A 19239-nucleotide genomic window follows, 5' to 3' on the forward strand; every position below is an offset into this window, starting at 1 on the left:
TGGCTACTCCTGCGGCCGGCCGGGTTCGAAATATCGTCCGGGAAACTCGATGCCCATGGCACGCAGATCCTCAAGGAAGCGCGGCCGGATGCCGGTCGCCTCGTAGTGGCCCAGAATCCTGCCGTCGGCCTCCATGCCGGTACGCACGAAGCGGAAGATCTCCTGCATCTGGATGACATCTCCTTCCATGCCGGTCACCTCGGCGACACTGGTCACCTTGCGCTTGCCGTCGGACAGGCGCGTCAGCTGAACGATCAGGTCGAGCGCGCTGGCGATTTGGCTGCGGATCGACTGCACCGTCATCGGCATGCCGGTCATGCCGAGCATCTGCTCGAGCCGCGAAATGGCGTCGCGCGGCGTGTTGGCATGGATGGTCGCCATCGACCCTTCGTGGCCGGTGTTCATTGCCTGCAGCATGTCGAAAGCCTCCTCGCCCCGGCACTCGCCGAGGATGACGCGGTCGGGGCGCATGCGCAGTGCGTTCTTGACCAGGTCGCGCTGCTTCAGCTCGCCATGGCCTTCGATGTTAGCCGGACGTGTTTCCATACGCGCGACATGCGGCTGCTGCAGTTGGAGCTCGGCCGCGTCCTCGATGGTGATCAGCCGCTCGTCCTCGGGAATGAAGGCCGACAGCGCATTGAGCATGGTCGTTTTGCCGGTGCCGGTACCGCCCGAAATGATCGTCGTCTTGCGGGCATGCACGGCCGCCGCCAGCACTTCGGCCATGTTCTGGGTGATGGCGCCGAATTCGACCAGTTTGTGCAGGCCGAGCTTGTTCTTGGAGAATTTTCGGATCGACACCAGCGGCCCATCGACCGCAACCGGGCGGATGGCCGCGTTGAAGCGCGAGCCGTCCAGCATGCGGGCATCGACCATCGGCTGCGATTCGTCGACGCGGCGACCAACCGCGGCGACGATCTTGTTGACGATGCGCAGGAGATGCGCCTCGTCCTTGAACGGAATGTGGACCGGCTGCAGCTTGCCCTTCTTTTCGACAAAGCAGTTCATGTGGCCGTTGATCAGGATATCGTTGATGTCCGGGTCCTTGAGCAGCGGCTCGAGCGGACCGAGGCCGACCATCTCGTCGACGATGTCGTCGACCAGCGCGTCAAGCTCGACGGTGTTGATCGCCATCCGCTCCTGCTTGGTCTTTTCCGACACGAAATCATGCACTTGCCGGCGCATCTCATCCTTCGGCAAACGCTCCAGCGCGACAAGATTGATCTCTTCGAGCAGCAGCCGGTGGATACGCACGCGCGCATCGAGCACCTTGTTGGCATTCTTTGCCGGCGCTGTGTCCGGCTTTGCCGGCAAAGCCTTTCGGCTGGTCGGAATGACGACGGCATGATGGGCGACCGGCGTCGTCTCAGGCACGCGCTGCGGAAGCGCATCGCGGTTCTGCAGGGCGGAGAAGCGGCTGGTCATCCGGCTTTCCTCTTCAGCAATCCACGGCCCATGCCAAACAGCGAGCGCGATTTCGCCCGGGTTGGGACCGCCTCCTCCGGCAGGATGATCTTCTTCAGATCGTTGACGACATTGGCGTTTGGATCGATCTCGTGCAACGGCACGCCGCGATCGACCGCCTCGCGCACCAGCCGATAGTTGTTGGCGATACCGCCGACGAAATGCTCGCCGAGAATTTCCTGGACGTCCGCCTGCTTGATGCCGTTGTCGAACATCTTCTGTTCGAAACGGTTGACGATGACGTTCGGCTTCACTTCCTTGCCGGCAGTCTCGTAGACCGCCTGGATCAGCCGCTGGGTGTGGCGCAGGCACGGCACCGTCATTTCCGCGACGATGTAGAGCTTGTTGGAACCGAGCAGCACGGTTTCCGTCCATGGAAACCAGGTGCGTGGCATGTCGATGACGACATTGTCGAAATAGGCCGAAACGAGGTCCAGCATGCGCACCACGACATCGGTCTTGAACGAGCGCATCTCTGCTGGATGCGCCGGTGCCGCCAGCACGCACAGCCCGCTGGCATGCTTGGACAGCATCACGTCGAGCAGTTGCCGGTCGAGACGCTCGGGCTGGTTCTCGATCTCGGTGATGTCGAAACGCGGTTCGAGGTCGAGATATTCGGCACAGGCGCCCTGCTGGAAATTGAGATCGACGACGCAGGTCGACGCGCCGCGCGTCACCGAGTGATGCAGCTGGAAAGCGGTCTGCAGCGCCAGCGTGGTGGTGCCGACGCCGCCCGCGGCAGGCATGAAGGTGTAGATCTGCGATTCGGTGTTTTCCTCGCGCCCGGGTCCCTGCAGCGCCCGCACGACGGAGCGCACCAGATCGGCCGTGGTGATCGGCTTGACCAGGAAATCCGCGACCTTGAGCTGCACCAGAATGCGCACCGCGGCGGCGTTGAACTCCTGGGTGACGACGACGACCGGAACCTTGTCCTCCAGCCGGCGCATAATGCGCTGCAGCGACTCGACCTCCTCCAGCCTTGCCGCATCCATGTCGACGATGATGGCGCCGAAGTCGGCTTCCTGGATCTCGCCGCGCAACTCGGTGACGTTCTTCTCCACCGTCGAGAGCTGTATGATCTCGGAGGCGGAAAATGCGGTGCGCGTGTCCTGCGCAAATGTCCTGTCGGTCGATACGAGCAGGATCTTCCTGGTCTTGATGCCGTTTGCCATTCTGTCAGCCTGTCAGGTCGATCGACCGTTGGATCAGTTGCCCGTGGGATCAATTGGTCGTGCTGGACTGCGACGCCTTGGCACCGGCCGCCTGATCGGGTGTGACAGCCGCGGCACTGCCTCGTTGGGCCGGCACCAGGAGCCTGGTGTTCTGGACCCCGTATTTCCAGGGATCGACCATCTGCATGACGGTGTTGGCGGCCTGCGCATTTCCGGCGCCGGCCGTCGGCCCTTCGCTGCGCACATAGTCGTCGCTGGTGCAGCCGGCGGCAAAGCCCGTCAGCAGCAAGGCGACGCTCGATCCAAAGACCAGACGCATGGCTTCAATCCTTCGGCAGGTCGAGGAAATGCCCAGCCGAAGCGGCCGCTGCAGGTTGAGTGACGCGGCCGTCTGCCAGCGCCACGGTGCGACCGGCATCGGAATCCTTCACTTCCTCGGTGTTGTTGAGAAAATAGTCGGCGTTGCTGGCCGGCTGCGTGCCATCTGTCGGCTCGATGAGCTTCTTCGACGGATCGACCGGCTTGACCAGATAGGGCGTCACGATGATGACGAGGTCGGTCTCGCGCCGCTGATAGGATTTCGAGGAAAACAGCGCCCCAAGCACCGGCATCTTGCCGAGGCCGGGAATGCGCGACGTGGTGATGTCGTTTTGCGACTGCAGCAGTCCAGCGATCATGAAGCTCTGGCCGTTCTTCAGGTCGACCGACGTCCTGGCACGGCGCACGATGAAGCCGGGAACCGAGATGGTGCCGATATTGTAGGAGGCCGATGCGTCGATCGAGGAGACTTCCGGCGCGATGTCCAGACTGACCAGCCCATCCTTGAGGACGGTCGGCGTGAAATCCAGGCTGACGCCGTATTTCTTGTAGCTGACCGAGATCTTGCCGTCGTCTTCGGAGACCGGGATCGGGAATTCGCCGCCGGCGAGAAAGCTCGCCGTCTGGCCGGACCGGGCGATCAGGTTCGGCTCGGCCAACCGACGGGCGAGACCGCGTTCCTCGAGCGCCTTGATAGCGATATCGATCGACACGCCGTTCGACAAAAGCCTGCCGATGATCTCGCCGGTGCCGGCGGCCGGCACTGTGCCCGGATCGATCGAGACGTCGCGGCCACCGAGGCCGTAGGCAAAATTGGCGGCGTATTTGGCGCCCAGATCCTGACCCGCCTGGCGGTTGATCTCGACAAAGCGGACATTGAGCTGGACCTGCTGCGACGATGAGATGTTGACCGAGTTGATGACCTCCTCGGCGCCGGAAAAGCGCGTCGCGATCTTGTTTGCCTTTTCGGCGGCGACCGCGTCATCTGCCTCGCCCGACAGCACGACCCGGCCATTGGCCGATCCGACCTTGATCCTGGCATCCGGCACGCTGGCCCGAATGGTGCTGGCCAGCTGGTCTGTGTCGAGCGTCACCTCGATGTCGACGGTGCCGACAAGCTGCTTCTTCTCATCGAACAGCGCAATGCCGGTAGTGCCGAGATTGTTGCCGAGCACGTAGAAGGATTTGTCGGTCAGCGGATTGACGTTGGCGATCTCCGGGTCGCCGATGACGATCTGGTAGAAGGCGGCACTGGTCATGATCGTCTTCGGCTTGCCCTTGGCAACCTTGATCGACGCATTCTTGGTCGACGACACATAGACGATGTCGTTGTCAGCTCTCGCCGAGGCGCCGAAAGCCAGCATCGCGGCAGCAGCCAGCGAAGACGCGACAGCCACCGCACGCAAAATGCGCAACCGCCCCATGACCCGATATGTGAACAGCCCGAACATTGTCCCGTCCCTCACCCAGTCCCCACTGGCTTATTTCTGGTCCCGCGAAGGAACCTGGTATTCCTCGGCCTTCGTGCCGCGCGTTACGATGACCGTCTTGAACTTCGGTTTCTCCGGCTCCTTGGTGACGGCGTCGAACACCGAGCCGGCCGCGGCCTGCACATCCGAGGCGACCGATCCGCCGAAGGAGGAGATGGTGGTGACGCCGTTCTTGCCGTCACCGCCTTCGCTGGCGGACCGAAGCGACAGGGACAAGGTGCCGACGGTGCGGGCCAACGCCACTTTCTGCGCGCCGTCTGTCGTCACCTCTATAGTCACCGAATTGGAAATCTGCGGCGTCGTCTGGCGCTCGTCGGCGCCCTGCCCGACGCTCAGCACCTTGGCATCGGCGACGACGATCTCGGAGGTGATGGTCGAACCGGCGGCCCCTTGCGCATTCTTGGCCACTTCCTGAATTTCGCCGGCATCGCGCGTCAGCACCACGTCCACGCGGTCACCGGGCGTGACGAAGCCGCCGACACCGGCGATCTCATCGGTGCGGATGGTGACCGCCCGCATTCCAGGCGTCATCATGTTGGAGAGTGTCGCGCGGCCGTTCGGACCGGACAGCTTGGTCAGCAGCACCGGTTCGTTGACCTCGATCGGCGACAGCACCACGCGGCTGCCATCGGCAAGCAACGCATTGATGGTGGTGAAGGCGCCCTGCGGCACGGACTCTTGCGACCACGGGATTTCGCTGAGCTGCGCGCGGTCGAGCTCCATGCCGTAGCGTAATGGGGCATTCGCCACCACGATGGTCTTGAATTCGACCTTCGGCACGACAGGTGCCGGAATCGACGACGTCTTCTCTTCGGAATCGGCCTTGGCCTGGCTTTTGACCCAGAAATCCGCGGCAAAGATCGAGATCGCCCCGAAAACGGCGGCGATGCCGATCATCGATATGGCCTTGCCCCTCACGCCTAAACCCCTGATATCAGCAGTTTCTTGTTTTGTTGGGCTTGACCCTAGGCGGCATTGTTAAAGAATCAGGAATCCCGGGCGTTGGTATCGGATCTATTCCGCCGGCTTGGTTATCGAATGGTTTTGGGGTAAGAGGGGCAGATCCCCGAACGGAACAGGAACCTCGGTCGCTTGGCGCTGAAAAGCGTGGCAGTATCGTGAGGTGATTCGCAGCACCGGAACCTATGGCAGGCATGGACGACAACAACGATCTCTTCGGCAATATGGACAAGCAGCCGCAGCCGGTGCGTACCCCTGCGCGCCCGGCCGATCCACTGGTGGTGCAAGCCACCAAGCGTCCTGCCTCGACCAAGGACGGCAGCGAGGGCTATAGCGCCGCCGACATCGAGGTGCTGGAAGGGCTGGAGCCGGTGCGCCGCCGGCCAGGCATGTATATCGGCGGCACCGACGACAAGGCGATGCACCATCTGTTCGCCGAGATCATCGACAATTCGATGGACGAAGCGGTGGCCGGCCATGCCACCTTCATCGATGTCGAGCTCTCGGCCGACGGCTATCTCGCCGTGACCGACAATGGTCGCGGCATCCCGATCGATCCGCACCCGAAGTTCAAGAAGCCGGCGCTTGAAGTGATCATGACGACGCTGCATTCGGGCGGCAAGTTCGACTCCAAGGTTTATGAGACATCAGGCGGCCTGCATGGCGTCGGTGTGTCCGTGGTCAACGCGCTGTCGGACCATCTCGAGGTTGAGGTCGCGCGGGGACGGCAACTCTATCGGCAAAAATTCTCGCGCGGCGTTCCCGTGACCGGCCTGGAACAGTTGGGCGAGGTCCACAACCGGCGCGGCACAAAGATCCGCTTCCACCCCGACGAGCAGATTTTCGGCAAGGGCGCGGCGTTCGAACCGGCGCGGCTCTACCGCATGACGCGCTCGAAAGCCTATCTGTTCGGCGGCGTCGAAATCCGCTGGACCTGCGATCCGTCGCTGATCAAGGAAAAGGACCAGACACCGGCCAAGGCTGAATTCCACTTTCCCGGAGGCCTGAAGGACTATCTCAAGGCGTCGCTGGGCGACGACTTCCAGGTGACGCGCGAGATTTTCGCTGGCAAGAGCGAGAAACAAGGCGGCCATGGCTCGCTCGAATGGGCGGTGACCTGGTTCGGCGGCGACGGCTTCATCAATTCCTACTGCAACACCATTCCGACCGGCGAAGGCGGCACCCACGAGGCCGGCTTCCGTAACGTGCTGACGCGGGGCCTGCGCGCCTATGCCGATCTCGTCGGCAACAAGCGCGCCTCGATCGTCACCTCCGAAGACGTGATGATCTCGGCGGCGGGCATGCTGTCGGTGTTCATCCGCGAGCCGGAATTCGTCGGCCAGACCAAGGACAGGCTGGCGACGATCGAGGCAATTCGAATTGTCGAGACCGCGATCCGCGATCCGTTCGACCATTGGCTGGCCGACAATCCGCAGGAAGCCTCGAAGCTGCTCGAATGGGTGATCGCGCGCGCCGACGAGCGGGTGCGCCGGCGCCAGGAAAAGGAAGTGTCGCGCAAGAGCGCGGTGCGCAAACTGCGGCTGCCGGGCAAGCTCGCCGACTGCACGCAGAATGCCGCGGCCGGTGCCGAACTGTTCATCGTCGAAGGTGACTCCGCCGGCGGCTCTGCCAAGCAGGCGCGCGACCGCGCCAGCCAGGCCGTCCTGCCGCTGCGTGGAAAAATCCTCAACGTCGCCAGCGCCGGCAACGACAAGCTGGCGGCCAACCAGCAGATTTCGGACCTGATCCAGGCGCTCGGCTGCGGTACGCGTTCGAAGTACCGCGATGAAGATCTGCGCTACGACCGCGTCATCATCATGACCGACGCAGACGTCGACGGCGCCCACATCGCCTCGCTGCTGATCACCTTCTTCTACCAGGAGATGCCGGCGCTGGTGCGCGGCGGCCACCTTTACCTCGCCGTGCCGCCGCTTTACTCGATCAGGCAAGGCGGCAAGGTCGCCTATGCCCGCGACGACGCGCACAAGGACGAGCTCCTGCGCACCGAATTCACCGGGCGCGGCAAGGTGGAACTCGGCCGCTTCAAGGGCCTGGGGGAGATGATGGCCGCCCAGCTCAAGGAAACCACCATGGACCCGAGGAAGCGCACGCTGCTCAGGGTCGATGTGAACGAAATCGATTCAGCCACCAAGGACAGGGTCGATGAACTGATGGGCACCAAGCCGGAAGCCCGTTTCCGCTTCATCCAGGAACGCGCCGAATTCGCCGCGGCGGAAGTGCTGGATATCTAGCCATCAGCCGGTTTAGCTTGCGCTTCTGATATGGAGACCAGCGTGTGATTGCGGCACGGCTGAAAGGCTATTTCGAAACCAGTTTGACCGACCTGACGCAACCGACGCGCTCGGACTGGATTTTCGCTCTTCGCACCGTTTCAGCCGGCCTGATCGCACTGCTGGCCGCCTACGCCCTAAAACTCGACCACCCGCAATGGGCCATGATGACGGTGTTCATCGTCGCCCAGCCGGTTGCCGGCATGGTGCTGGCGAAGGGCTTCTACCGGCTGCTCGGCACGCTGGTCGGCGGCGTCGCGGCGATCGGTATCACCACCGTATTCGGCACCAACCCCTGGGTGCTGGTGACGGTGCTTGCCGTCTGGATCGGCATCTGCACCTTCGTCTCGTCGCTGCTGCGCAATCCGGAAGCCTATGGCGCCGCGCTCGCCGGCTACACCGCAATGATCATCGGCCTGCCCGCCTTCGGACAGCCGCATCTCGTCGTCGACCTCGCGATCGCGCGATGTGCCGAGATCGTGCTTGGCATTGTCTGCGCCGGCCTGACCAGCCGCCTGATCCTGCCAAAACTGGCCAGCGACGCCATCGTCTCGCGCCTGAAACGCTGCATCCTCGATCTTGCCACCTATGCCGACGGTGCGTTCTCCGGCGGCGACCCGGCAACGCTGTCCGCGCTGCACCGGAAGCTGATCACTGATGCCCAGACGCTCGGCGAGATGCGCGCCTATGCCAGGCTCGAGGCGCCAAGCTTCGCGCCGCGCGCTCATCCGGTCCGGCGCACCATCGGACAGCTGCTCTCGGCCCTGTCGGCGGCACGCGCGCTGCATTCGCACGCCGCTCCGAAGAATGCGGCGCTCATTCCGGTACGCTCGGAACTGCAGTCGCTGGTCAGCGAGCTGGCGACCAAGCCCGGCGCGCTGAACGATACGGCGCTGTGGATGGCTCGGCTCGATGCGATTGCCGGAAACGCCCGGCAAATGCCCGATGCCTCGACCGAACAGGGCGACGACAGGGTCGGCACTATCACCCGCCTGACCATCGCCGCCGATTTCGCCGATGCGCTCAAGCAGGTGCTGCGCGGCCTCGACGCCTTGCGCGCGCCTGCCACGCGGTCGGCCAGGGGCAGCAGGCAGCCTGCGCTGGTGGTGCATCGCGATTACGCCGGCGCGTCGCGCAACGCCGTGCGCGCTGCCCTTGCCACGCTGCTGGTCGCGGCCTTCTGGTTGACGACGAAATGGTCGGAAGCGGCCGGTACGGTCATCCTCGTTGCTGTCGTATCGAGCCTGTTTGCTGCTCGCCCCGACCCTGTGCAGGTCGCCTGGGGTTTCTTCAAGGGAACGCTGCTCGCTTTGCCCTTTGCCTTTCTCGTCGGCCAGATCGCGCTGCCCGCTTTGCCGGGCTTCGGCTGGTTCATGCTGTTTGTCGTGCCCATCCTTGTACCGACGGCGCTGGCCATGGCCAATCCACGCTATGTCGGCGTGGCGACGGCCTTCGCCATCAACTTCCTCGCCTTCCTGAGCCCGCACCAGGCGATGACCTACGATCCCGTACCCTTCTTCGCCGGGTCGGCGTCGATCCTGGTCGGCATCCTGCTGGCGATCGGTGTCTTCATCGTCGTGCTGCCAGCCGATCCGTGGCTCGCGGCCAACCGCATCGTGCGCGCCATGCGCGAGGATCTGGCGCGGCTTTGCCTGCATGAGCGGGTGCCGAGGCGGTCGGCCTTCGAGAGCCTCGCCTACGACCGCATCAACCAGCTGATGCCGCTGGTGCAGAATGCCGGTCAGAAGGGCGATGCGGTTCTGGGCGGCGGAGTCGCCGCCGTCACCGTCGGCCTGGAGGTCCTTCGGCTGCGCGATGCAAGCCAAAGCCATGCCATTCCATCCGAGACCGCGCTTTCGATCGCCAACTTCCTGAGGGGACTGGCGCGCGAACTGCTTTTCCGCGCGCCCGGCGATCCACAGACCTCGACCGTCGCCGTCGCCCGGCAGTACGCAGCGAACATCGCCGAGCGAAACGGCACCGGCGAATTGCTACAAATCGCAGCATCGCTGCGCATCATCGCCGCGGCGATGGAGGATTTCCCGGACTTTTTCGCGAGGGATAAAGGCTAAGCCGCCGCTATCGCCAGTGCGTGGCCGCGTGCGTTCTCGCGCAGCGCGTCGAGATGGATCGACTTGACCAGCGTGGCAAGATCGCCTTCCGCGGACTGCCCGCCCTCCTCCTTGAGCATCAGCCAGCTGACCTCTTGCACACCGGCGACGCGCTTGCCGTTGGCAACCTCGCGCCAGATCTTCAGCGCACGCAGGATGATGGCATGGGTGACTGCGGCAAGTCCTGCGCTGCGGAACAGCGCCTGCAAGGCGACATCGTGCCCGCCGGCAAGCAGCGCCCTTACCCTTTGTTCGGACTGCTGGCTGAGCGCGACCAGCGCCGAGCCGAAGAAATCGACCTTGCCATGCGCGATGGTGCGGATCAGAAAGCTCGCGGTAAGGTCGCCGCGCAGCCTGAGATGCTCGATCAGGGCCGCATGTTCTTCCTGGCGCGTGCCTTCTATCAGCGTCACCGAAGCCTTGACGCAGGCGTCGCGCATGACGCGGTCGGCTCGCGCCGCGCCCATCATCGCCATCACCAGTGGCGACGTTTTCAACATTTCGCCGAGCTTGACGAGCAGCATATGCCGACAGTCGGCCGGCAGCCTGATATCCGATATCAGCGCCTCGCGTACCAGCGGCAGGTGCCCATGCCGTTCGGCCATGCGGCGGAAGCTGAGCGAGGCGATGTCGGCGCCGCTGTTGGCGAGCAGCACCGCGCAGGCGTCCGCCTCGCCGATCTCGGCGATGGCCGCCGACAGCGCCATCGAGACGAGTGGCCGGTCGGCGATCAATTTCTGTGTCGCCTTCGGACTTGAGGCCACGCGGTTGATCAGGTCGGCGTCGGTGAGCAGCGGCGAGCGCGCCAGCACCACGCCGGCGACTTCCGGCTGGTCGGAGGCCAGCACGCTGATGATCTGCATTGGCGCTTGGTGGCTCATCGACAGCGCCTCGGCCATCGCCAGCCGCACCTTCGACGAGGCATCGTCGAGCAATAGCGTCAGCGCCGCCTCGGCGGCGCAACGGTCCTCGAAAGGCAATTCGGAATTGATATAGGCCCGGGCCAGAGCGCTCGCCGCCGCTGCACGCTCCGACACCCTGGCCGTGTAGATCCATTTCAGGAAATGCGAAACAACAACCATGCCCGCCTGCTTACGCCCCTTGTCAGAAGCTTCTGACCCCACTGACGACCGTAGGCAGAATTGGTTTACGAACCGTTCACCATGTTCATTAACTGGCTTGCGAGGCTGATTTGCAGCGCCTATCACCGTCAAGCACCTGAGGAGAAAGAAATGGCCGGGCTTTATCTCGAAGAGTTCGTTGTCGGCCATGTCTTCCAGCACACGCTGCGCAAGACCGTTACCGAAAGCGACAACATGCTGTTTTCGGTAATGACGCTGAACCCGCAGCCGCTGCATATCGACTTCGATTTCGCCGCCAAGAGCGAATGGGGCAAGCCGCTGGTCAACTCGCTGTTCACGCTCGGCTTGATGATCGGCATTTCGGTCAATGACATCACAGTCGGCACTACGGTCGCCAATCTCGGCATGAAGGAGACCGTGTTTCCGCATCCGGTCTTCCATGGCGACACCATCCGGGTCGAGACGACAGTCATCTCGGTGCGCGAATCCAGGTCGAAACCCGATCGCGGCATCGTCGAATTCGAGCATCGCGCCTACAACCAGCATGGCGATCTCGTCGCCAAATGCACCAGGCAAGCGATGATGCTGAAGAAGGCGATCTGACGCATGCGTTCGCTGCTGTTCGTCCCTGGCGATTCCCAGAGGAAACTGGAAAAAAGTTTTGGTGCCGGCGCCGACGTGATCATCGTCGACCTCGAAGATTCCGTGGCGCCGCACAACAAGGCGCTGGCGCGCGAGGTGGCGGCGCGCTTCATCCTGGAACGCAGGGCGCAAACCAGTTCAGCCATCTATGTCAGGGTCAATGACCTCACGACCGGGTTGACGGATGACGATCTGGCGGCGTTGGTGCCGGCACGACCCGACGGCATCATGCTGCCCAAGTCGAACAGCGGCCAGGATGTGCAGCATCTGTCAGCAAAGCTCAGGGTGCGCGAGGCCGAAAATGGCTTGGCCGACGGCGCGATCAAGATCCTGCCGATCATCACCGAAACGCCGGCAGGCGTGCTGGCGGCGGCGACCTATACCGGGACCAGTGCGCGGCTTGCCGGCCTCACCTGGGGCGCTGAAGACCTGTCGGCGGCGATCGGCGCGCGCAGCGCCCGCGACGAGCATGGCCGCTACACGGACGTGTTCCGACACGCTCGCACCATGACCATACTTGCCGCCGGTGCGGCGGAGGTCGAAGCGATCGACACCGTCTTCCCGAATTTTCGCGACATGGCGGCCTTCGAAGCGGAATGCACCGAGGCCGAGCGCGATGGCTTCACCGGCAAGATGGCGATCCATCCCGATCAGGTGCCGGTCATCAACGCCGCCTTCACGCCGTCGGCCGAGGCCGTGAGACAATCGGCAGCAATCGTCGCCGCGTTCGCGGCGGCGGGAAATCCCGGCGTAGTCGGCATTGACGGCAAGATGTTCGATCGACCGCATCTGCGGCTAGCCGAGCGGCTTCTGGCGCGGGCAAAGGCGGCAGGTGTTTCCGCATGAGCGCCTGCTACCAAACCAATGGGATCAGGCGGTAACGGACCCGGGCCACATAGTCGTCATAGCCGCGCAGGCCGGTGCGAAGCGTCTTCTCTTCAATGAAGGTGCGGATGGCCAGGAGAACGACGATCACGAGTACCGACGCCAGCCCCCACCAGGAACCAAGCAGAAGTGCAGTGCCGGCGAAGAAAAGGATGGCGCCGGCGTACATCGGATGGCGGACGTAGCTGTAAGGCCCCGTGGAGATCACACGTTGTCCGCGTTCATCCTGGATCTTCACCACGGGCGCCGCGAAACTGTTCTCCAGCATCGTCAGATAGCAGATCCAGATTCCGAGCAGCAGGACGAGCGCGCCGACCACCTGCACCCAGACGGGAACCACGGACCAGCCGAAACGGACGTCGAATCCCATGAATATCTGCGAACCAAAGATGGCGAGCAGGAGTATGGACAGCAGGACCTTGTCGGCCGTGTCCTGATTCTTCTGGATAGGAGAACTCAACCGCTCATTCATCAGGCCGGGATCGCGCCTTGCCAGCGCCACGCCCAAGGTGAGACTGAGCCCCACCATCCCCACCAGATAGACCCAGGCCCCCGGCCAGCGCAGCGTGCCGGCCGACAGGAAGAGCAAGGCGCCCATGGCGCCAAACCAGACGAATGTTTGGAGGACCAATTTCGCGATCATGATCGACCTTTCATGATATCCGCTCACTGCACTGGCAATTTCAGACCATTGGTCTACCATACCGACCAGCGGTCTTTAATTCAAGCGAACTGTGCAGAAGGTTCATCATGCCCCGTGTCATCAAGCATCCAGAGTTCAGGCGAGAAGAGCTTCTGGACCATGCCCAGACCCTTTTCCTGACGCAGGGCTATGACAAAGCGAGCCTCAACGACGTGATTGCGTCCGCCGGCGTCTCGAAGGGCGCCTTCTATCACTACTTCCCCTCCAAGGAGGCTCTTCTGGAAGCATTGGCCGATCGCTTTGCAAGACAGGCACTGGCTGGGGTGCAAGACATAATCGACGATCCGGACCTAGACCCGCTTGGCCGCATGAATGGCCTGCTCATCCAGTCGCGGCGGGCAAAGATCGAGACCGCGCCCGAAGCTTGGACTCTTTTCGAGACGATGTTTCGGCCTGAGAATCTGGTGCTTTTCCACCGTATCAATCTGGCCGCCAGCGCGTCGTTTTCACCTCTGCTGGTCAAGATCATCAGGCAAGGGATCGAAGACGGCACTTTCAGGACCTTCGATCCGGAAGGTGTTGCCGACATCGTCATGCAGTTCGGCATGGCCACGCATGACGTCGTTGCCAAGGCAATTGCCGGCGGCACCGACGCCGACATGGAGATCGCGATCGAGGCCCTGGAGAAACGCGTCAGGCTCTACGAGATCGCTCTCGACCGCATACTGGGCCTGTCCGATGGAAGCATCCGGATCGGCGAGCCCGGCTATGTGCGCACCGTCATGACGGCCAGGCGGCGAAAGAGTGCCGGCAAGGCGCTGGCCAAGCCTGATATCTAGTCCTTGTCCCAGCGCGGCCGGCGCATCGAAAACACCTCGTCGACGCTGGCATAATCCATATAGCCGAGACGGGCGACATTGCCGGCCTTGGTGATGTCGAACAGGCCGTCTGTCAGGAAGGCGTCGTCGATGTGCACGCCGACCACTTCACCGGCAACAATCACAGCGCTTGTCGGCGATCCGTCCAGCGCCTTTGGCCGAAAGACTTCCGTCACCCGGCATTCGAGCGCGGCCGGCGCTGCCGCCACGCGCGGCGGCGCCACCAGCCGAGACGGCGCCATGGCAAGATCGGCATAGACGAACTCGTTGACGCCGCGCGGAGCATTGACCGATGTGCGGTTCATCTTCTCCGCCAGATCGCGGCTGACGAGATTGGCGACGAACTCGCCTGTCTCCTGCGCGAAGGAGGCGCTGTCCTTCTCGCCTTCGGAGGAGAACCAGACGATGAAAGGCCGCGTCGAAACGGCATTGAAGAAGGAGTATGGCGCGAGGTTGATCTCACCAGCCCTGTTCAGTGTCGAAATCCAGCCGATCGGACGCGGCGCCACGATCGCCTTCGAAGGGTCATGCGGCAGGCCGTGGCCCTTTGAGGGTTCGTAGAACATTCAGCCCGCCCACGGCCCCGAATAGTCACTGTACAGCTTTGCCGGATCGGGCCGGGGCCGCTCCGGTGCCGGGCCGGCATAGGAGCCGATATGGATGAAGCCGATGACCCGCTCCTGCGGCGCCAGCCCCAGCAGCGCCCTGCCCTCCGGCACATCCGAATACCAGTTGCTGATCATGTTGGTGCCATAGCCCAGCGCATTCGCTGCTATCATCAGGTTCATCGCCGCCATGCCGCCCGACAGGAACATTTCCCATTGCGGGATTTTTGGATTGTCCCTGGGGATCGAAACGACGCCGATCACCAGTGGCGCGCGCGAGAATCGCGCCAGTTCCTGGTTGCGGCGGCCTTCGGACAAGGGACCTTCCCGGTGCTCTGCAAGCGTTGCCAGTTGCCTGCCGATCTCGACGCGGGCGTCGCCACGGTAGAGGATGAAGCGCCAGGGCTCCAACCGGCCATGGTCAGGCACCCGCGAGGCAGCAGTGATCATCGTCGCGATCTCCGCATCGCTCGGCGCCGGCTCCTTCAGATCGGGGATCGGTGCGGAGTTTCGGGTGAGCAGGAAGTCGATGATCGGCGACGCCATGGGCGCAAGTCTCCTGGACATTCTGTTTTGAGCTGAAGCGCGCCATCGGGAATTCGGGCGGCTCGGGCATTGGCGCGGGATACGCCGGAGGGAAGAGTCGTTTCAACTCTTAAGCCTTGAAATTGCCACCGCCATGGGCTTCAACGCAAGGCATGTTTGAGGGGACTGTCCGTCTTTTCCTGGTCTGGCTCGGCGCGCTGATATTCATGGCGCCGGTTTCGCTTGCCGTGGCGCAGAACGTCGACGGTGTCACCGACCTGAAGCTTCCGGGAATTTCGAGCTACGCGACACCGAAAGGCGAGACGTCACTGGCGCTGAGCGGCGGCGGCGCCATCACATTGTCCGCCCAACTGACCGACAAGGGTTCCGACATCACGCGCGGCATCGTCTGGCGGGTTTTCAAGCCCGAAGCCGTCAACGGCAAATTGCCGATGGTTGCCTCCTCCCATGGCGGCATCGCCGTCTTCCAGCTCGAACCCGGCAGCTATCTGGTTCACGCCTCCTACGGCCGGGCCGGCGCCACCAAGCGCATCACTGTCGGAAAGGACGCCAAGCGCGAAAGTCTCGTGCTCGACGCCGGCGGCCTCAAACTCGACGCCGTGCTGTCCGGCGGCGTGCGCATTCCACCGAAGAAACTGCGCTTTTCGATCTACGAGGGCACTGCCGAGGCCAATGGCGACCGCGCGCTGATCATTCCCGATGTCGAGCCCAACAGCGTCGTGCGGCTCAACGCCGGCATCTACCACGTCGTCTCGACCTATGGCGCGGTCAATGCGGTCATTCGCTCCGACATCCGCGTCGAGGCCGGCAAGCTGACCGAAGCGACCGTCGAGCACCACGCCGCCGAGATCACCATGAAGCTGGTGCGTGAGACCGGTGGCGAGGCAATCGCCGACACGTCCTGGTCGCTGCTCAACGAATCGGGCGATCCGATCAAGGAAACCGTCGGCGCCTTCGCCTCGATGGTGCTGGCCGAGGGCGACTACACCATCATCGCCAAGAACCGCGACCGCATCTATCAGAAGGATTTTACGGTCGTGGCCGGGCAGAACCAGGAAATCGAGGTTCTGGCCACCGAGGCCGCGGCGATGGACCCCGAAGAAGGCGCGGACTAACCTTCCGCGGCAGGTTTCCTGTTTTCAGGCTGCCATCTTGGTCCGCGCCGGCAGGAACGGGATCCGGCGGCGTGGCAAAGCTGGCGCCAGGTCGAACACGCCGCGATAGAGGCGGTCGAGCAATGCCTTGCGGTCGCGCAACGGCTCCAACTCGCTCCAGCTCAGCACATCGCCGACGCGCACCTCGATCGCCTTGCCGGACAGCCGTGCGAACTCGTGAATGAGCAGCGACGTGCGCAATGTCAGAGAGGCCCTGCCGACGAATTTCGCCAAGCGGCCGTCGCGCTCTGCCATGTTCATCGGCCCGCTGACCAGATGGAACAGCCTGCCGTTCTGCCCGGAAAAATGCATCGGGATGACCGACGCCCTGGCGTCCTGGATGAGACGGGCCGGAAATATCTTCCACGGCAGATCGCGTGCCCGGCCAAAGCCCTTCGGCGCGGTGGCAACACCGCCGGCCGGAAACACAACGATGGTCACGCCTTCCTTCAACAGCCGCACCGCCTCATGGCGCACGGCCATGTTGTTCTTCAGCGCGTCCTTGGTCTCGGAAAAGTCGATTGGCAGCGAGTAAGACTCCATTTCGCGGATCTTGAGCAGATCCTTGTGGATCATCACCCGGAACGGGCGTCCGAGCTGCTCGACCAACGACAGCACGGCAATGCCGTCACCAATGCCGAACGGATGATTGGCGACGATCACCAGCGGCGTATCCGGCAATTGCGCCGGCGGCCATTGATCCGATGTCCGCACCCGCACGTCGATCAGGTCGAGCATGCGGCTGAACACGCGTTCGCCGGTCGGCACGACCTGGCTGCGCCAGAAATCATAAAGTGCTGTGTAGCGGTCGCGGCCCGACAGGCCTTCGACCGAATGAATGAACCAGCGTGTCAGCGCCGGCTGGCGCGGATTGGCATAGGAAAGCTCGGGAAAGGGTCGTTCGCGCAATTTCAACTTGAGCATAGGGGCTGGTTACAAGGTCGGCGTGACAGGGATATGAAAATGGCGGTGGATCGCTCCACCGCCATTTGGTCGAAACCATGCCAATCAAGCCGCGCGTTTGCGCCGGCGGTCGGGTGTAACAGCTTCCTCGGTCAGTTGCGCGATCGCCTGGTCGAGGCCAAGCGATTCCTGGTCGCGCGAGCCCAGCCGGCGCATGTTGACGGTCTGCTCTTCCGCCTCGCGCTTGCCGCAGACGAGGATGACCGGAACCTTGGCTAGGCTGTGCTCGCGGACCTTGTAGTTGATCTTCTCGTTGCGCAGATCCGCTTCCGCCAACAGCCCTGCGGCCTTCAGCTTTGCCACCACCTCGGTCGCATAGCCGTCGGCATCCGACGTGATCGTCGCCACCACCACCTGCAGCGGCGCGAACCACAGCGGGAAATGGCCGGAATAGTTCTCGATCAGGATGCCGAGGAAGCGCTCCATCGAGCCGCAGATCGCGCGGTGCACCATCACAGGCTGCTTCTTCTCGGAATCGGAGCCGATATAGAAGGCGCCGAACCGTTCCGGCAGGTTGAAGTCGACCTGCGTCGTGCCGCACTGCCATTCGCGGCCGATGGCATCCTTGAGCACATATTCGAATTTCGGGCCGTAGAAGGCGCCCTCGCCCGGATTGATCGAGGTCTTGATGCGATTGCCGGACCGTGTCCTGATCGTCTCCAGCACGCTCCCCATGATCGCCTCGGCATGATCCCAGGCTTCGTCGGTGCCGACGCGTTTGTCGGGCCGCGTCGACAGCTTGACGCTGATTTCGTCAAAACCGAAATCAGCATAGGTCGACAGGATCAGATCGTTGATGCGCAAGCACTCCGCGGCCAGCTGCTCCTCGGTGCAGAAGATGTGCGCATCGTCCTGCGTGAAGCCGCGAACGCGCATCAGCCCGTGCAGCGCGCCCGACGGCTCGTAGCGGTGCACATTGCCGAATTCCGCAAGCTTTACGGGAAGATCGCGATAGGACTTCAACCCATGCTTGAAAATCTGCACATGGCCCGGACAGTTCATCGGCTTCAGCGCGAAGACCCGGTCGTCATCGGTGTCGTCGCCGGCGACCGTCACCTTGAACATGGCGTCGCGATACCAGCCCCAATGGCCTGACGTCTCCCACAGGCTCTTGTCGAGTACCTGCGGCGCGTTGACCTCCTGATAGCCCTGCTCGTCGAGGCGGCGGCGCATGTAGTTGACCAGGTTCTGGAACATCTTCCAGCCCTTGGCATGCCAGAAGACGACGCCCGGTCCCTCTTCCTGGAAATGGAACAGGTCCATCTCGCGGCCGATCTTCCTATGGTCGCGCTTCTCGGCCTCCTCCAGCATCATCTGGTAGGCTTCGAGCTGCGCCTGATCAGCCCAGGCCGTGCCGTAGATGCGGGTCAGCATCGGGTTGTTCGAATCACCGCGCCAATAGGCGCCGGCCACCTTCATCAGTTTGAAGGCATTGCCGATCTGCCCGGTCGAGGCCATGTGCGGGCCACGGCAGAGGTCGAACCAGTCGCCCTGTGCGTAGATCTTGAGATCCTGATCCTCGGGAATGGCATCGATCAGCTCCAGCTTGTAGCGCTCGCCCTTGTCGGCAAACACTTTTTTCGCCTTGTCGCGCGACCAGACTTCCCTGGTGAACGGCTTGTTGCGCGCGATGATCTCACGCATCTTCTTCTCGATCACCGGAAAATCGTCGGGCGTGAACGGCTCGTTACGGGCGAAGTCGTAGTAGAACCCGTTCTCGATCACCGGCCCGATTGTCACCTGCGTTCCCGGCCATATCTCCTGCACGGCTTCCGCCAGCACATGGGCCGCGTCGTGGCGGATCAGCTCCAGCGCGCGCGGGTCGTCGCGGGTGACGATCTCGACCTTGCCGGACTTGCCGAGCGGATCGCTGAGATCGCGAACCGTGCCGTCGATCGCATAGGCGACCGCCTTCTTGGCCAGCGATTTCGAGATCGATTCGGCGAGGCCGGCACCGGTCATCGCCGCGTCATATTCGCGGACGGAGCCATCGGGAAATGTCAGAGAAACGGAATTCAGCATGTATATCTCCTAT

Annotated in this window: 17 protein-coding genes; 6 read left to right on the forward strand and 11 right to left on the reverse strand. The window is 63.0% G+C overall.

The window, feature by feature from the left end:
• Positions 1–3: 3 nt before the first annotated feature.
• The 5 genes from AC0L24_RS10390 to cpaB are packed head-to-tail and all read right to left on the reverse strand — an operon-like array spanning position 4 to position 5362.
• Positions 4–1425, reverse strand: coding sequence for a CpaF family protein (locus tag AC0L24_RS10390; protein ID WP_127810562.1), 1422 nt, complete (start codon positions 1423–1425; stop codon positions 4–6).
• Positions 1422–2636 (reverse strand): CpaE/TadZ family protein, encoded by a 1215-nt coding sequence (locus tag AC0L24_RS10395; protein WP_013531961.1) that lies wholly within the window; start codon positions 2634–2636, stop codon positions 1422–1424. Before AC0L24_RS10395 ends, AC0L24_RS10390 begins: the two co-directional genes overlap by 4 nt.
• A gap of 49 nt (positions 2637–2685) precedes the next feature.
• Entirely contained in the window at positions 2686–2955 is a 270-nt protein-coding gene (locus tag AC0L24_RS10400; protein WP_127269273.1) for a hypothetical protein, read from the reverse strand.
• A 4-nt stretch (positions 2956–2959) separates the two neighbouring features.
• Positions 2960–4378, reverse strand: a complete 1419-nt coding sequence (locus AC0L24_RS10405) for a type II and III secretion system protein family protein (protein ID WP_473563714.1) — start codon at positions 4376–4378, stop codon at positions 2960–2962.
• Positions 4379–4435: 57 nt separating this feature from the next.
• Positions 4436–5362: a Flp pilus assembly protein CpaB gene (gene cpaB / locus AC0L24_RS10410; protein WP_473563689.1), complete on the reverse strand. Its 927-nt coding sequence runs from the start codon at positions 5360–5362 to the stop codon at positions 4436–4438.
• 236 nt (positions 5363–5598) lie between these two features.
• On the opposite strand from cpaB, the gene parE reads away from it, so the two are divergent.
• Both parE and AC0L24_RS10420 read left to right on the forward strand, forming a co-directional pair.
• Entirely contained in the window at positions 5599–7656 is a 2058-nt protein-coding gene (parE, locus tag AC0L24_RS10415; protein ID WP_473563690.1) for a DNA topoisomerase IV subunit B, read from the forward strand.
• Positions 7657–7700: 44 nt separating this feature from the next.
• The gene (locus AC0L24_RS10420) at positions 7701–9767 is read left to right on the forward strand and encodes an FUSC family protein (protein ID WP_127395788.1); all 2067 of its coding nucleotides are present in this window, start codon (positions 7701–7703) and stop codon (positions 9765–9767) included.
• On the opposite strand, the gene AC0L24_RS10425 is transcribed toward AC0L24_RS10420, so the two are convergent.
• Positions 9764–10888 (reverse strand): DUF2336 domain-containing protein, encoded by a 1125-nt coding sequence (locus AC0L24_RS10425; RefSeq protein ID WP_127395787.1) that lies wholly within the window; start codon positions 10886–10888, stop codon positions 9764–9766. The two genes, AC0L24_RS10420 and AC0L24_RS10425, sit on opposite strands and share 4 nt — an antisense overlap.
• 150 nt (positions 10889–11038) lie before the next feature.
• Between AC0L24_RS10425 and AC0L24_RS10430 the strand changes: the two genes are divergently transcribed.
• Complete coding sequence (locus tag AC0L24_RS10430; RefSeq protein ID WP_023810497.1) at positions 11039–11491, forward strand: MaoC family dehydratase; 453 nt, start codon at positions 11039–11041, stop codon at positions 11489–11491.
• 3 nt (positions 11492–11494) lie between these two features.
• Entirely contained in the window at positions 11495–12376 is an 882-nt protein-coding gene (locus tag AC0L24_RS10435; protein WP_127810564.1) for an HpcH/HpaI aldolase/citrate lyase family protein, read from the forward strand.
• 7 nt (positions 12377–12383) lie between these two features.
• Here the strand turns inward: AC0L24_RS10435 and AC0L24_RS10440 are convergent, their stop codons facing one another.
• Complete coding sequence (locus AC0L24_RS10440; RefSeq protein WP_127272690.1) at positions 12384–13058, reverse strand: methyltransferase family protein; 675 nt, start codon at positions 13056–13058, stop codon at positions 12384–12386.
• Positions 13059–13165: 107 nt separating this feature from the next.
• Between AC0L24_RS10440 and AC0L24_RS10445 the strand changes: the two genes are divergently transcribed.
• Positions 13166–13897 (forward strand): TetR/AcrR family transcriptional regulator, encoded by a 732-nt coding sequence (locus AC0L24_RS10445; RefSeq protein WP_473563691.1) that lies wholly within the window; start codon positions 13166–13168, stop codon positions 13895–13897.
• Here the strand turns inward: AC0L24_RS10445 and AC0L24_RS10450 are convergent.
• Together AC0L24_RS10450 and AC0L24_RS10455 are read right to left on the reverse strand one after the other, a co-directional pair.
• Positions 13894–14502, reverse strand: a complete 609-nt coding sequence (locus tag AC0L24_RS10450; protein ID WP_024505354.1) for a flavin reductase family protein — start codon at positions 14500–14502, stop codon at positions 13894–13896. The genes AC0L24_RS10445 and AC0L24_RS10450 overlap by 4 nt on opposite strands.
• Positions 14503–15087 carry a nitroreductase family protein gene (locus AC0L24_RS10455; protein ID WP_473563692.1) on the reverse strand — a complete coding sequence of 195 codons (585 nt, stop codon included), beginning with the start codon at positions 15085–15087 and terminating at the stop codon, positions 14503–14505.
• 152 nt (positions 15088–15239) lie between these two features.
• Between AC0L24_RS10455 and AC0L24_RS10460 the strand changes: the two genes are divergently transcribed.
• A complete protein-coding gene (locus AC0L24_RS10460; RefSeq protein ID WP_473563693.1) occupies positions 15240–16202 on the forward strand; it encodes a hypothetical protein in 963 nt (320 codons plus the stop codon).
• 24 nt (positions 16203–16226) lie between these two features.
• Here the strand turns inward: AC0L24_RS10460 and AC0L24_RS10465 are convergent, their stop codons facing one another.
• Both AC0L24_RS10465 and thrS read right to left on the reverse strand, forming a co-directional pair.
• Complete coding sequence (locus tag AC0L24_RS10465; RefSeq protein WP_473563694.1) at positions 16227–17165, reverse strand: lysophospholipid acyltransferase family protein; 939 nt, start codon at positions 17163–17165, stop codon at positions 16227–16229.
• An 84-nt stretch (positions 17166–17249) separates the two neighbouring features.
• Entirely contained in the window at positions 17250–19226 is a 1977-nt protein-coding gene (gene thrS / locus AC0L24_RS10470; protein WP_127267642.1) for a threonine--tRNA ligase, read from the reverse strand.
• Between the last annotated feature and the right edge of the window lie 13 nt (positions 19227–19239).

The sequence above is a fragment of the Mesorhizobium sp. WSM4809 genome, assembly GCF_055811655.1.

Excerpts from the sequence above, each read along its gene's own strand:
- AC0L24_RS10390 (WP_127810562.1), bottom strand. The coding sequence starts at position 1,425 with ATGACCAGCCGCTTCTCCGCCCTGCAGAACCGCGATGCGCTTCCGCAG.
- AC0L24_RS10395 (WP_013531961.1), bottom strand. The coding sequence starts at position 2,636 with ATGGCAAACGGCATCAAGACCAGGAAGATCCTGCTCGTATCGACCGAC.
- AC0L24_RS10400 (WP_127269273.1), bottom strand. The coding sequence starts at position 2,955 with ATGCGTCTGGTCTTTGGATCGAGCGTCGCCTTGCTGCTGACGGGCTTT.
- AC0L24_RS10405 (WP_473563714.1), bottom strand. The coding sequence starts at position 4,378 with ATGGGGCGGTTGCGCATTTTGCGTGCGGTGGCTGTCGCGTCTTCGCTG.
- parE (WP_473563690.1), top strand. The coding sequence starts at position 5,599 with ATGGACGACAACAACGATCTCTTCGGCAATATGGACAAGCAGCCGCAG.
- AC0L24_RS10425 (WP_127395787.1), bottom strand. The coding sequence starts at position 10,888 with ATGGTTGTTGTTTCGCATTTCCTGAAATGGATCTACACGGCCAGGGTG.
- AC0L24_RS10430 (WP_023810497.1), top strand. The coding sequence starts at position 11,039 with ATGGCCGGGCTTTATCTCGAAGAGTTCGTTGTCGGCCATGTCTTCCAG.
- AC0L24_RS10435 (WP_127810564.1), top strand. The coding sequence starts at position 11,495 with ATGCGTTCGCTGCTGTTCGTCCCTGGCGATTCCCAGAGGAAACTGGAA.
- AC0L24_RS10440 (WP_127272690.1), bottom strand. The coding sequence starts at position 13,058 with ATGATCGCGAAATTGGTCCTCCAAACATTCGTCTGGTTTGGCGCCATG.
- AC0L24_RS10445 (WP_473563691.1), top strand. The coding sequence starts at position 13,166 with ATGCCCCGTGTCATCAAGCATCCAGAGTTCAGGCGAGAAGAGCTTCTG.
- AC0L24_RS10450 (WP_024505354.1), bottom strand. The coding sequence starts at position 14,502 with ATGTTCTACGAACCCTCAAAGGGCCACGGCCTGCCGCATGACCCTTCG.
- AC0L24_RS10455 (WP_473563692.1), bottom strand. The coding sequence starts at position 15,087 with ATGGCGTCGCCGATCATCGACTTCCTGCTCACCCGAAACTCCGCACCG.
- AC0L24_RS10460 (WP_473563693.1), top strand. The coding sequence starts at position 15,240 with ATGTTTGAGGGGACTGTCCGTCTTTTCCTGGTCTGGCTCGGCGCGCTG.
- AC0L24_RS10465 (WP_473563694.1), bottom strand. The coding sequence starts at position 17,165 with ATGCTCAAGTTGAAATTGCGCGAACGACCCTTTCCCGAGCTTTCCTAT.
- thrS (WP_127267642.1), bottom strand. The coding sequence starts at position 19,226 with ATGCTGAATTCCGTTTCTCTGACATTTCCCGATGGCTCCGTCCGCGAA.